General features: G+C 46.7%; 15 protein-coding genes. 12 read left to right on the forward strand and 3 right to left on the reverse strand.

Annotated elements, in window-relative coordinates:
- Positions 1 to 4 precede the first annotated feature (4 nt).
- Positions 5 to 436 carry a flagellar assembly lipoprotein FlgP gene (flgP, locus tag L3V32_RS01180; RefSeq protein WP_053807681.1) on the forward strand — a complete coding sequence of 144 codons (432 nt, stop codon included), beginning with the start codon at positions 5 to 7 and terminating at the stop codon, positions 434 to 436.
- 112 nt (positions 437 to 548) lie between these two features.
- On the opposite strand, the gene L3V32_RS01185 is transcribed toward flgP, so the two are convergent.
- From L3V32_RS01185 to flgA, 3 genes are all read right to left on the reverse strand, one after another.
- Positions 549 to 974, reverse strand: a complete 426-nt coding sequence (locus L3V32_RS01185) for a flagella synthesis protein FlgN (protein ID WP_046874280.1) — start codon at positions 972 to 974, stop codon at positions 549 to 551.
- A gap of 27 nt (positions 975 to 1,001) precedes the next feature.
- On the reverse strand, positions 1,002 to 1,316 hold the full coding sequence (gene flgM, locus L3V32_RS01190) for a flagellar biosynthesis anti-sigma factor FlgM (RefSeq protein ID WP_237283677.1): 315 nt from the start codon (positions 1,314 to 1,316) through the stop codon (positions 1,002 to 1,004).
- 116 nt (positions 1,317 to 1,432) lie between these two features.
- A complete protein-coding gene (gene flgA, locus L3V32_RS01195) occupies positions 1,433 to 2,179 on the reverse strand; it encodes a flagellar basal body P-ring formation chaperone FlgA (RefSeq protein ID WP_237283678.1) in 747 nt (248 codons plus the stop codon).
- Between the two features lie 76 nt (positions 2,180 to 2,255).
- On the opposite strand from flgA, the gene L3V32_RS01200 reads away from it, so the two are divergent.
- The 11 genes from L3V32_RS01200 to flgJ all read left to right on the forward strand — a co-directional run bounded on the left by L3V32_RS01200 (position 2,256) and on the right by flgJ (position 11,949).
- On the forward strand, positions 2,256 to 3,182 hold the full coding sequence (locus tag L3V32_RS01200; protein ID WP_005382022.1) for a chemotaxis protein CheV: 927 nt from the start codon (positions 2,256 to 2,258) through the stop codon (positions 3,180 to 3,182).
- 11 nt (positions 3,183 to 3,193) lie between these two features.
- The gene (locus L3V32_RS01205; protein WP_005393137.1) at positions 3,194 to 4,021 is read left to right on the forward strand and encodes a protein-glutamate O-methyltransferase; all 828 of its coding nucleotides are present in this window, start codon (positions 3,194 to 3,196) and stop codon (positions 4,019 to 4,021) included.
- 307 nt (positions 4,022 to 4,328) lie between these two features.
- The gene (gene flgB / locus L3V32_RS01210) at positions 4,329 to 4,724 is read left to right on the forward strand and encodes a flagellar basal body rod protein FlgB (protein ID WP_237283679.1); all 396 of its coding nucleotides are present in this window, start codon (positions 4,329 to 4,331) and stop codon (positions 4,722 to 4,724) included.
- Positions 4,725 to 4,729: 5 nt separating this feature from the next.
- Positions 4,730 to 5,143 (forward strand): flagellar basal body rod protein FlgC, encoded by a 414-nt coding sequence (flgC, locus tag L3V32_RS01215; protein WP_005393132.1) that lies wholly within the window; start codon positions 4,730 to 4,732, stop codon positions 5,141 to 5,143.
- A 17-nt stretch (positions 5,144 to 5,160) separates the two neighbouring features.
- Positions 5,161 to 5,871 carry a flagellar hook assembly protein FlgD gene (gene flgD / locus L3V32_RS01220; protein WP_237283680.1) on the forward strand — a complete coding sequence of 237 codons (711 nt, stop codon included), beginning with the start codon at positions 5,161 to 5,163 and terminating at the stop codon, positions 5,869 to 5,871.
- Positions 5,872 to 5,901: 30 nt separating this feature from the next.
- A complete protein-coding gene (gene flgE / locus L3V32_RS01225; RefSeq protein ID WP_005393123.1) occupies positions 5,902 to 7,215 on the forward strand; it encodes a flagellar hook protein FlgE in 1,314 nt (437 codons plus the stop codon).
- Positions 7,216 to 7,504: 289 nt separating this feature from the next.
- The gene (flgF, locus tag L3V32_RS01230; protein ID WP_005382031.1) at positions 7,505 to 8,254 is read left to right on the forward strand and encodes a flagellar basal-body rod protein FlgF; all 750 of its coding nucleotides are present in this window, start codon (positions 7,505 to 7,507) and stop codon (positions 8,252 to 8,254) included.
- An 18-nt stretch (positions 8,255 to 8,272) separates the two neighbouring features.
- Complete coding sequence (gene flgG / locus L3V32_RS01235; RefSeq protein ID WP_005382032.1) at positions 8,273 to 9,061, forward strand: flagellar basal-body rod protein FlgG; 789 nt, start codon at positions 8,273 to 8,275, stop codon at positions 9,059 to 9,061.
- 30 nt (positions 9,062 to 9,091) lie between these two features.
- The gene (gene flgH / locus L3V32_RS01240) at positions 9,092 to 9,871 is read left to right on the forward strand and encodes a flagellar basal body L-ring protein FlgH (RefSeq protein ID WP_006743029.1); all 780 of its coding nucleotides are present in this window, start codon (positions 9,092 to 9,094) and stop codon (positions 9,869 to 9,871) included.
- A 43-nt stretch (positions 9,872 to 9,914) separates the two neighbouring features.
- On the forward strand, positions 9,915 to 11,006 hold the full coding sequence (locus tag L3V32_RS01245; protein ID WP_006743028.1) for a flagellar basal body P-ring protein FlgI: 1,092 nt from the start codon (positions 9,915 to 9,917) through the stop codon (positions 11,004 to 11,006).
- A gap of 16 nt (positions 11,007 to 11,022) precedes the next feature.
- Complete coding sequence (flgJ, locus tag L3V32_RS01250; protein WP_046874278.1) at positions 11,023 to 11,949, forward strand: flagellar assembly peptidoglycan hydrolase FlgJ; 927 nt, start codon at positions 11,023 to 11,025, stop codon at positions 11,947 to 11,949.
- Positions 11,950 to 12,083: the final 134 nt, after the last annotated feature.

The raw sequence follows: 12,083 nt of genomic DNA on the forward strand, positions 1-12,083 counted from the left end.
AAGCATGAAGAAGTTATTATTTATTATTACCACACTGGTATTGGTGGGGTGTCAGCCACTACAACAGATGCGTCAAGATGAAATCTTAGTGGCAGTGGGTTATGCGAGTGTCAGTGAGCAAACAGGTCGTACTGTTGAAGAGAAGCGTGTACGAGCGATGCGCGCATCAAAAATTGATGCATACCGTGAACTGGCAGAACAAGTATATGGTATGCGTGTTAGTGGACGTGCAGAGCTGCAAGACCAGCGTTTAGGTATTGAGAGCACTACAGGCGCGGTTGATGGTGTGATTCGCGGTGCAGAAGTTGTGCGTAGTTATCTTGTTGAAGACAGTTACGTGACAGAGCTGCGTCTGGATATTCGTAAGATGGATAAGTTGCGTGATTACGGAGAAGTTCAACAGGTGCCTGAGAAGCGTCAACAAACCTTGTTCTAATGCACTGAGCGCATTACTTCAGAAGACCAGATAATCTTTCCAGCGGCTGATTGGCAACAATGAGTCGCTTTTTTATATCTACATTCTAGAGATGGTGGGGCAGGAGTGACGTTTAGGCTTTTATATTGGTGCCAAGTGTCGAAATAGTATGGGTTTTGCCACCGGCATTGTAGGTCATGCCCACTTTGCCATGAGTTCGCTGAAGCATGTTATTGAGTTTATTGAAACTCAGCTGTGCGCGACTAAGCGATTCACCATTTACTTTGTTGACTTGTTGACAGTCGAGGACGATCGATTGGATTTGAGCAACAACCTGACTTAGGTGCTCATCTTCAGTAAGTTGATTGACGTGCGGGTGAGAGGCGATTCGCTGATCAGTCGTTCTAAGCTGATCAATGAGTGTCATCTTCTGTTTGGCAATACTCTCAATCTCGGTAGAGACACGCGCAGTTATCGCTTGTGTTTCTTGACGCAAAACAGCAGAAAGTGCCTTAGCATTTTCTAGTTGGAAATTGACGAGATCGACTAATGCTGCCATAAAATACTTACCTTCGGCCTAAGTCAGTTAGCTTTTGCCTTGCAATTCGTTTTCAAACTTAATCATGTTGTCGGCCAATTTTTCAGGATCGACTTTGTATGAACCGTTTGTGATTGCTTCTTTGATTGCCGCCACTTTGGCACTGTCATAGGCCGGAGAAGCTGCCATATCTTTTTGGAGTTTGCTAACGGCTTTGCTTTGCTGGCTGAGTGATACAGCGTCTTGTTGTACGGGTGCTTTTTTCGATTCAGTCGTGCTGGTAGCATTGGAATCGTTACGCGCAGGTGCACGACTTGTCGTCGTCATCATTTGCCCTGAACGTATATTATCTATACCTGCCATGTTTAACCTTTGCCTTGTATCGTAATACTGGTATCCAGGCTATCGACCAGTGCAAAAATAACTTTAGTCATTTTTTGCATTTTTATTGATCAGTTTAAACACGCTACCAGTGGGTATTAAAAATTAACAGTGATTTCCGCAATGCCAGTCACTATGCCTTCTATTATACGCTGTGACTTATCATTTTTCACTCTTACTTGATCGCCAGCCGCACCATCTTGCAATGCTGTGCCTTGAGTGGTGATTGTCATGCCAGAATTCACCGCTTTAATTGTGACCTTTTCATTCCGGCAAACGACACAGACATCATTACGTTCAACAACATCACCTAGGCGAACGTTGCGTTTTAGCTTTGCGCCAACCACTTGATCGTAGTTAGAAAAGCCATCTTTGCGAAAGCGCTGTAGCTCGATCATGGAAGTGGTGACATCCGACGCGCTGACGATTTCTCCTCTCCCTAGTGTTCGTGTTGCGACGATCATTGGCACCGATACAGAGATCCGTACAGGCACATAGACTTTCCAGTCATCCGGTGAGCATTCCACTAGAACATTGATGTTGCTTCGAGTACTGCTGGTGGAAGAAGCTGACGTATCCAGGGGCACTGGGCAATCCGTTGCTTTTATTCTCGAGTCGATATCTGCCGCATTAACAGATAGCTCGCCACCATCAGGCTGATCAACTGTAGCAAGAATATGTTGTTCTGCTGCCGTTTTTATTTGCTCGATCTGATTATCTGAAGCTGAATGAACAAAAAAGCTAAACATACTGAGCAAAATGCCGATAGACTTAGCGTACTTTGTAATTAGCGCTCTACATATTGTCATAGTCAATGGTGTCGAAGTGAAAGTGAAATACGCCATACTGTCTCCCTGGTATCGTGCTTGCCAGTGGTAGAGTATCATTTAAAAACAAAAAGTTTGAGATGGAGATGAGCATATGACGGGGATTCTTGACTCGGTGAATCAGCGTACGCAACTCGTCGGTCAGAACCGATTGGAATTATTGACCTTTCGACTGATGGGCCGACAGCGCTACGGCATTAACGTATTCAAAGTGAAAGAAGTACTGCAGTGCCCTAAGCTGACTTCAATGCCAAATCTACACCCGCTGGTAAAAGGTATCGCTCATATCCGCGGCCATACCGTGTCCGTTATTGATTTGAGCCTGGCAATTGGTGGCCGCCCAACCACTGATCTGGATAAATGTTTTGTTGTTATCGCAGAATTTAACCGTACGATCCAAGCATTTTTGGTATCATCGGTTGAGCGTATTATCAATATGCATTGGGAAGCGATTTTGCCACCGCCAGACGGTGCGGGTAAAGCGCACTACTTGACCGCAGTGACGAACATCGACAACGAGCTGGTTGAAATCCTTGACGTTGAAAAAATCCTGGCGGAGATTGCGCCGGTTGATGAAACGATGGATTCCGCTATCGGTGAAGAAATCGCGCAAGCAGAACAAGAAAAGCCTATTGTACGCCGTATATTGATTGCTGATGACTCGACTGTCGCGCGTAAACAGGTAGAGCGTGCGATTACATCAATCGGTTTCGAGGTCGTATCTGTCAAAGATGGCAAAGAAGCGTACAATAAGTTGATTGAAATGGCTCAAGAAGGCAATATCTACGATCAAATTTCGTTGGTTATTTCCGATATTGAAATGCCAGAAATGGACGGCTATACCTTAACGGCTGAAATTCGCAGACATGCCGATTTGAAAGACCTTTATGTTATCCTCCATTCTTCATTAAGTGGTGTATTCAACCAGGCTATGGTTGAGCGTGTAGGTGCCAATACCTTCATTGCGAAATTTAACCCAGATGAATTGGGTAACGCGGTTAAATCTGCATTAACACAATAAAAGAGACATTAATGACTGCTATTACAATCAGTGATCAAGAGTATCGTGACTTTAGCCGTTTTCTAGAATCGCAATGTGGCATCGTGTTAGGTGATAGCAAGCAATACCTTGTGCGTAGCCGACTGAGTCCTTTAGTGACGAAGTTTAAGCTCGCATCGTTATCAGATTTGCTACGTGATGTTGTTACAGGGCGCAATCGTGAATTACGAGTGGCCGCTGTGGACGCGATGACGACTAACGAAACCTTGTGGTTTCGAGATACTTATCCGTTCACAGTTTTAGCTGACAAATTATTGCCAGAAGTAGCGGCAAGCAAGCGCCCAATCAAGATCTGGTCTGCAGCCAGCTCATCGGGCCAAGAGCCGTATTCTATTGCAATGACGATTCTGGAAACGCAACAGCGCAAGCCGGGTTTGTTACCAAACGTGTCTATTACAGCAACAGACATTTCAGCAAGTATGCTCGAGATGTGTCGTGCAGGTGTGTATGACAATTTGGCTCTAGGGCGCGGACTTTCACCTGAACGTCGCCGCACCTTCTTTGAGGATGCGGACGGTGGCCGTATGAAAGTCAAAGACAACGTCAAACGTTTGGTGAACTTTCGTCCACAAAACTTGATGGACAGTTATGCACTGATGGGTAAGTTCGACATTATTTTTTGTCGCAACGTGCTGATTTACTTCTCACCGGAAATGAAATCAAAAGTGCTTAACCAAATGGCGAGCAGCTTAAACCCAGGTGGTTATCTGCTGTTAGGGGCATCAGAGTCGCTAACTGGTCTGACTGATAAATTTGAAATGGTGCGCTGTAATCCGGGTATCATTTACAAGCTTAAATAGCGGTATCTCTTCATTGATAAAAAGCCTGACCTAGTGTCAGGCTTTTTTTGTTTGCTGGTTTCCTGACTTCGAGTGTTTCCACGTTTTCACTTGCTAAATTGAAGCGCGATTTTGCTTTGTTCCCTCATCACGGTGTATCTTTATTAAGTGAACAAAGTGAAACGACATGACATTCCAGTCACTTTGGCTCACTTATTGCTATTCCAATGGGTGATAGCTATTAAGTAGATAGAGCGCTTTATGTTTTTGGCATGCTAATTGCTTTTTGGTTATCAATCACGGTCAGTTCTTAATTGTAGAGGCAAACATGGCTATATCTTTTGACAATGCACTAGGCATCCACCAGCACACGGTGGGCGTACGTGAGCGCAATGCTGAGGTGATTTCCACCAACATTGCACAAGCCAACACGCCTGGTTACAAAGCAAGAGGTTTAGACTTTGCGAAGGAATTGCAAGCGGCAACATCTGGGGCAAGCATTGGTCTTAGTCGTACGGATGGTCGGCATATTCCTGCCACTACAACGTTGGTCGGGGACAAGCTATATCGTCTTCCTATGCAGCCTGATACGGGTGATGGCAACACGGTAGACTTGGATTTAGAGCGTAACTTGTTTATGCAAAACCAAATCAGACACCAAGCATCACTCGACTTTCTAGGCAGCAAATTCAAGAACTTAACCAAAGCAATCAAAGGGGAATAATTTAGATGAGCTTATTTAACGTTTTCAATGTGACAGGTTCCGCAATGAGCGCTGAATCCGTTCGTCTGAACACTACCTCAAGCAACTTGGCGAACGCCGACAGTGTCAGCAGCTCTGCAAAAGACACTTATAAAGCGCGCCATGCTGTGTTTGGAGCTGAGTTAAGTAACGCCATGCGTGGCGGTGATACGGTGCCAGTGAAAGTGATGGGTATTGTAGAAAGCGATAAACCGCTGAGTGCGGAGTACAACCCAGACCATCCCCTTGCAAACGAAGAAGGCTACATCTACAAGCCGAACGTCAATGTAATGGAAGAAATGGCGAACATGATTTCAGCTTCTCGCGCATACCAAACCAATGTGCAAGTAGCGGATTCTAGTAAACAAATGCTGCTGCGTACGCTGCAGATGGGTCAATAAGGATAAGGAGGTAGCGTATGGCCGGAATTAACAACGTTGGTCAAAGCGGCTTGTCCTATATCGACCAGCTTAAAAGTCTACAAGAGAGTAACAAGAAGACGGAAGAGAGCACGGGTAAGCAAGACCTAAAACAGGAAGACTTCTTATCATTGCTCACGAAGCAATTGTCTCAACAGGACCCTTTTAAGCCGGTAAGTAATGACCAGATGATTGCGCAAATGGCTTCATTTGCGACCGTTGATGGCATTGGCAAGATGAACACTCAGTTTGAGAGTTTGAACTCGTCAATGACATCAAACCAAGCGTTACAAGCTTCCTCTTTGGTAGGACGTGACGTATTGGTCCCAGGAGCGGCAGGTGTGAAGCAGGACGACGCGCCAATGGCGGCAATGGTTAAGCTTTCACAATCTATCGATAATCTGTTTGTTCGTGTAGAGGATGAAGCTGGCCAACTGGTTCGTACTTTTGAGGTAGGGGCGAAACCAGCCGGCGACACGCGTGTGCTTTGGGACGGTAAAGATGAAAGCGGAAATCCACTGCCTGCTGGCAAATACAAAGTGAAAGCGTCTGGCTTGGTTGAAGGGGAGTCGCAAGAGTTCCCAGTATCGACGTATGCCAACGTAAACAGCGTATTGCTCGGCAAAGGTGACGGAAACGTATTACTCAATCTGGCTGGTTTTGCATCGCCAGTTCGACTTGCAGAAGTATTGGAAGTTGGCAAAGCGTAGTCATAGCTCGCTAGATTAGGAGATTTTGGAATGTCATATGTATCTTTAAGCGGTTTGTCCGCCGCCCAACTGGATTTGAACACCACCAGTAACAACATTGCGAACGCCAACACGTACGGCTTTAAAGAGTCCCGTGCTGAGTTTGCTGATGTTTACTCTAACTCTTTATTTACTAACGCAAAAACCACGCCGGGTGGTGGTGCGCAAGCAAGCCAAGTGGCGCAGCAGTTCCATGAAGGCTCAAGCATTTACACCAACAACCCAATGGATCTGCGTGTTTCGGGTACAGGTTTCTTCGCCGTGGCGAAGGAGCGTCTGACTCCACAACAGAATGAACTGACACGTAATGGTGCATTCCATTTAAATAAAGAAAACTACATGGTGACCGCGAACGATGAGTTCTTATTAGGTTACCAAGTGGATCCAAGCTCTGGTGAGGTTTCTTCATACGAGCCACAACCTATCAATATTCCTGCTGAATTTGGTAAGCCAAAGCAAACAGCAAACATTGAAGTGGGCGTGAACTTGCCAGCAAACGGCGATTTGAAAGATCCAACTCAGTTTGATTTTTCAGACCCAGATACATACAACCGTTCAACCTCTTCGACTATTTATGACTCGATGGGTCAGTCTTACAAGCTAACGACGTACTACTTGAAAGATCAGACTCAGCCAAACACGTGGAACACTTACTACACAGTGACAGATAAAGAAGGCGAAAAGCCTTTAAATGTTGCGGCAGGTGATGCACAAACGCCAACAGGCCATGTGGGTCATACCATGAAGTTCAACAACGATGGTACGTTGGCGAGCTTGAACAATGGTCAGCCAATTACGTCTGTGGCATTAGGCGATCCGGCGACGAACACGACACCAGTCGATATGAATGGTGCCGATCCTGCGCAGACGCTTAACTTCGGTTTAGGCTCGGCAACACAGTTTGCTGCTCCGTTCGAACTGACTAAGTTCGATGAAGACGGTGCAACAACGGGTTTCCTAACCAAAGTTGACTTCGATGAAAACGGCAGCGTAATGGGGACTTACTCAAACGGTGAAAACGTCACATTGGGTCGTGTCGCGCTAGTACGTGTTCCAAACGAGCAAGGTCTGGATAAGAAGGGCGGTACGCAATGGGATTCAACTCAGTTCTCTGGTGACAAGATTTGGGGTGAATCTAACAAAGGCTCTTTTGGCACCATCAACAATGGTATGCTGGAACAGTCAAACATTGATATGACGCAGGAGCTGGTGGACCTGATTTCTGCTCAGCGTAACTTCCAAGCAAACTCACGTTCGCTAGAAGTGCACAACCAGCTACAACAAAATATCCTGCAGATCCGATAATCTGCATCATCAAGTTAGGCGAGCTTTCGCCGCTTGGCTTGATAACATCATGACATTCATCTGATGCTTAGCCTGAAAATACCTCAGTTCAGGTTAAGCATGCTTTGATCTCTGATTTGCCGCCGTTGCCGCCATGTGGATCAAAACCTTGCCCCTTGTTGCAGTTTTCTGCCACTGAAACCCCTCTTAATCTTTTGTTTCTTATTTAAATATTTGATAAATAAGCTCATTTTATGTTGGCATAACTATTGCTTTTACTCCGTGTACAGAGAAGTTTTTGGAGTAATTTATGGATCGCGCACTGTTTCTCGCAATGAGTGGGGCCAAGCAAAATATGCAGGCACTACAATTGCGTGCTAATAACTTGGCTAACGTAAGCACGACAGGGTTTCGTGCGGATTTAGCGCAGGCTCGCTCAATGCAGGCTTATGGTGAAGGCCATCCTTCACGTGTTTTCAGCATGACAGAGCGTCCAGGGCATAACTTTGCTCAAGGTAGCGTGATTACAACAGGGCGTGATCTGGATGTGACGATTGAAGGCAGCGGCTGGATATCGGTACTCGATCACACGGGTAAAGAAGGGTTGACCCGTAACGGTAACCTAAAAGTCGATCAAAATGGCATGCTTACTAACGCAAGTGGCCATTTGGTGCTGGGTGAAAACGATGCGCCGATTACTTTGCCTATCCCTCTCTCTAAAATTGAAATCGGTCGGGATGGCACCATCTCTGTGCTTCCTCAAGGTGCCCCGGCGGAAGAATTCCAAGCGGTTGATCGCATCAAGCTTGTTAAGCCTAATGATCAAAGCTTATTTAAAGACACCAATGGCTTATTTCGCCATAAAACTCCAAACCAACCTTACGAAGCAGACGCTACTGTTAGCCTCCAGACAGGAGCGATTGAAGGCAGTAACGTGAATGCCGTAGGTGAAATGACCGCATTGATTGACTTACAGCGTCAGTTTGAAATGCAAGTCAAGATGATGAGCACTGCTGAAGAGATGGATAAATCTTCAGATTCACTGCTTCGTATGAGTTAACAGAGTTAGAGGTTCACTATGCATCCAGCACTATGGGTAAGTAAAACAGGTCTAGACGCCCAACAAACCAACATTGCCACGATTTCGAACAACTTGGCGAACGCCTCTACGGTGGGCTACAAAAAGAGCCGTGCGGTATTCGAAGATTTGTTCTATCAGAACATCAACCAGCCTGGCGGCCAGTCATCTCAGAACACTGAGCTTCCGAGTGGCTTGATGCTAGGCGCGGGTTCTAAAGTGGTTGCGACGCAAAAAGTGCACACGCATGGTAATGCGCAGACAACGACCAACGCACTGGACATGATGGTTGAAGGCGACGGCTTCTTCCAAGTGACGTTGCCGGATGGCAACATCGGTTACACCCGTAACGGTCAGTTCACGTTAAATGGTGAAGGCACGTTAGTCACGTCCGGTTCTGGCTACCCTGTAGAACCTGAAATTGTGATTCCAGAAGATGCGATTTCTATCACTGTCGGTACGGATGGTGAAGTATCGGTTCGCGTCCGTGGTCAGCAAGACAACCAAGTCGTTGGTCAGCTAACCATTACAGACTTTGTTAACCCAGGTGGCCTAGAGCCAATTGGCCAGAACCTTTACTTACCAACGGGTGCCAGTGGCGATCCACAAGAAGGTGTTCCTGGTTTGGACGGTTTGGGTGAAATCCGTCAATCCATGCTGGAAGCGTCTAACGTGAATGTAACGGAAGAGTTGGTCAACATGATCGAAGCCCAGCGCGTTTACGAAATGAACTCAAAAGTGATCTCGTCAGTCGATAAGATGATGAGCTTCGTTAACCAGCAGTTATAACGGTTAAGAGCAAGAATTGAGGAGCTCACGATGAAACGTATTTGTCTACTTGCTTTGATTGCCACGATGTCGGGTTGTGCCATGTTAGAGCCGATTGAAACGGATGAAGTGACACAAGCAACGACGGTGGTTGATGCGGTAGAAGGCGATAAATCGAAAGAAGAGAGCAGCGGTATCGTGGATACACTGCGTGGCAGAAGCGATCCGGTTGCGGGTGATCCTGCATGGGCTCCTATTCATCCGAAAAAGAAACCTGAGCATTATGCTGCTGCAACAGGTTCACTGTTTAGCGCCGAGCACATTACCGATCTTTACGACGATTCCAAGCCACGTGGTATTGGCGACATTATTACCGTGACACTGGATGAGACTACCAGCGCCACGAAAAGCGCCAATGCCGATTTATCGAAAACCAATGAAGCGCAAATGGACCCGCTTCAAGTGGGTGGCGAAGAGCTGCAAATTGGTGGCAAATACAATTTCTCTTATGACTTAAATAACTCAAACTCATTTGCGGGTGACTCTTCTGCTAAGCAGAGTAACAGCATCAGTGGTTACATTACTGTTGAGGTGATTGAAGTTTTGGCAAATGGCAACCTCGTTATCCGTGGAGAAAAATGGATGACGCTTAATACGGGTGATGAGTACATACGTTTAAGCGGCACTATTCGTCCGGATGACATTAGTTTCGACAATACTATTGCATCAAACCGCGTTTCTAACGCAAGAATTCAGTATTCTGGCACCGGTGTACAACAAGATATGCAAGAGCCGGGTTTCTTGGCACGATTCTTTAATGTAGCGCTATAACACGCCGTGCTGACGGCAATTTGACTGCAAGAGATAAGTAAGCATGAAAAAACTCCTTTTAATACTGATGAGCGTTGCTCTGTTTTCTACCGCTGCCCAAGCTGCACGTATCAAAGACGTCGCGCAAGTGGCTGGTGTACGAAGCAACCAACTCGTGGGTTATGGTTTGGTTTCAGGCTTACCTGGCACAGGCGAAGCGAACCCGTTTACGGAGCAAAGTTTCGCCGCCATGTTGCAAAACTTCGGCATTCAGATGCCGCCGGGCACAAAGCCGAAAATAAAAAACGTTGCCGCAGTCATGGTAACGGCAGAGTTGCCGCCATTCTCTAAACCAGGTCAGCAAGTAGACGTGACAGTCTCTTCTATCGGTAGTGCCAAAAGTTTGCGTGGTGGTACGCTACTGCAAACGTTCCTCAAAGGTCTCGATGGTCAAGTTTACGCGGTTGCTCAAGGTAACTTAGTGGTGAGCGGCTTCAGTGCTGAAGGTGCTGACGGTTCAAAAATCGTAGGTAACAATCCAACCGTTGGTCTTATCTCTAGTGGTGCGACAGTAGAGCGCGAAATTCCAAACCCATTTGGTCGTGGCGATTACATCACGTTCAACTTGCTTGAGTCAGACTTCACAACGGCTCAACGTATGGCGGATGCGGTAAACAACTTCCTTGGCCCACAAATGGCGAGCGCGGTAGACGCGACGTCGGTACGTGTACGTGCCCCTCGTGATGTCAGCCAGCGTGTGGCGTTCTTATCGGCAATTGAAAACTTAGAATTCGACCCAGCAGATGGCGCAGCCAAAATCATCGTTAACTCTCGTACGGGTACCATCGTAGTTGGTAAACATGTTCGCCTTAAACCTGCTGCGGTAACGCATGGTGGCATGACGGTTGCGATCAAAGAAAACCTGAATGTTAGCCAACCGAACGGCTTTTCTGGTGGGCAAACCGTTGTCGTGCCAGACTCGGATATCGAAGTCAGCGAAGAGCAGGGCAAGATGTTTAAGTTCGAGCCAGGCTTAACGTTGGATGATTTGGTCCGTGCCGTTAACCAAGTCGGCGCAGCGCCGTCGGATTTGATGGCTATCTTGCAAGCATTGAAACAAGCTGGTGCCATTGAAGGCCAGTTGATCATCATTTAATGGTTAGGAGGTAGGTATAATGAACAATCCTAACGACATTGGTTTTATTCATGACATCAGTTCGCTGGATACCCTGCGTCAAAAAGCAGTGAAGGAAGGTAAAGATGGCGAGCAAGAAGCACTGCGTGCAGCGGCTCGTCAGTTCGAATCTATTTTCACCTCCATGATGTTGAAATCCATGCGAGAAGCCAATGAGGGCTTTGAGTCCAACATGATGAACAGCCAGAACGAGAAGTTCTACCGACAAATGCTGGATGAGCAGATGGCGAGCGAGCTCAGTTCGTCTGGTTCAATGGGCTTGGCCGATATGATTGTTAAGCAATTAACGGCTGGGCAAGGTAACGACAAGAGTGAAACGGCAATGCGTGATGCGGCAAATAATGCCGTGGAATATCGTCGTGTTGACCCGAAAAAAGCGCGTGAGATTGAACAGCGCTTGATTGAATCTGGTCAGCTATCTCGACCAAGCAATGAACCAACTCGATTCGATTCGCCAGAATCTTTTGTTAACTCGATGAAGCCATACGCGGAGAAAGCCGCGAAAGCCCTAGGTGTCGAGCCATCTCTGCTACTTGCGCAAGCGGCTTTGGAAACCGGGTGGGGACAAAAGGTCGTGAAGAACGCGCGTGGCAGCAGCAACAACTTATTTAACATCAAAGCAGATCGAAGCTGGCAGGGTGACAAAGTGACGACTCAAACGCTAGAGTTCCACGATAATACGCCAGTGAAAGAGACGGCAGCGTTTCGCGCCTACTCAAATTACGAAGACAGCTTTAATGACTTTGTGCGCTTTTTAAATGACAACCCACGTTACGAGACAGCATTGCAACAGCGAGGGAATTCAGAGTCCTTCATTCGCGGCATTCACAGCGCGGGTTACGCGACCGATCCGAATTACGCAGACAAAGTCCTGCAGGTGAAGCAGAAAATCGAAAGTATGTAATTTACTCTTCGCCAGTTCATGTTGTTTTCGAAGGCTTGCCACAGTGCAAGCCTTTACTTTTTCTGAACATTCACACCTCTCTTTTATTTGGCACACCTTTTGCTTTAATGTGTCTAGGTGATCGGTTTTGCCGA

Source organism: Vibrio sp. J2-4 (assembly GCF_021728155.1).
Lineage (GTDB): Bacteria > Pseudomonadota > Gammaproteobacteria > Enterobacterales > Vibrionaceae > Vibrio > Vibrio diabolicus.

Coding starts and splice junctions, on each gene's coding strand:
- flgD (WP_237283680.1), top strand. CDS start 5,161: ATGGCCGGAATTAACAACGTTGGTCAAAGCGGCTTGTCCTATATCGAC.
- flgG (WP_005382032.1), top strand. CDS start 8,273: ATGCATCCAGCACTATGGGTAAGTAAAACAGGTCTAGACGCCCAACAA.
- flgC (WP_005393132.1), top strand. CDS start 4,730: ATGAGCTTATTTAACGTTTTCAATGTGACAGGTTCCGCAATGAGCGCT.
- flgM (WP_237283677.1), bottom strand. CDS start 1,316: ATGGCAGGTATAGATAATATACGTTCAGGGCAAATGATGACGACGACA.
- flgH (WP_006743029.1), top strand. CDS start 9,092: ATGAAACGTATTTGTCTACTTGCTTTGATTGCCACGATGTCGGGTTGT.
- flgP (WP_053807681.1), top strand. CDS start 5: ATGAAGAAGTTATTATTTATTATTACCACACTGGTATTGGTGGGGTGT.
- flgA (WP_237283678.1), bottom strand. CDS start 2,179: ATGGCGTATTTCACTTTCACTTCGACACCATTGACTATGACAATATGT.
- L3V32_RS01205 (WP_005393137.1), top strand. CDS start 3,194: ATGACTGCTATTACAATCAGTGATCAAGAGTATCGTGACTTTAGCCGT.
- L3V32_RS01185 (WP_046874280.1), bottom strand. CDS start 974: ATGGCAGCATTAGTCGATCTCGTCAATTTCCAACTAGAAAATGCTAAG.
- L3V32_RS01200 (WP_005382022.1), top strand. CDS start 2,256: ATGACGGGGATTCTTGACTCGGTGAATCAGCGTACGCAACTCGTCGGT.
- flgE (WP_005393123.1), top strand. CDS start 5,902: ATGTCATATGTATCTTTAAGCGGTTTGTCCGCCGCCCAACTGGATTTG.
- L3V32_RS01245 (WP_006743028.1), top strand. CDS start 9,915: ATGAAAAAACTCCTTTTAATACTGATGAGCGTTGCTCTGTTTTCTACC.
- flgF (WP_005382031.1), top strand. CDS start 7,505: ATGGATCGCGCACTGTTTCTCGCAATGAGTGGGGCCAAGCAAAATATG.
- flgB (WP_237283679.1), top strand. CDS start 4,329: ATGGCTATATCTTTTGACAATGCACTAGGCATCCACCAGCACACGGTG.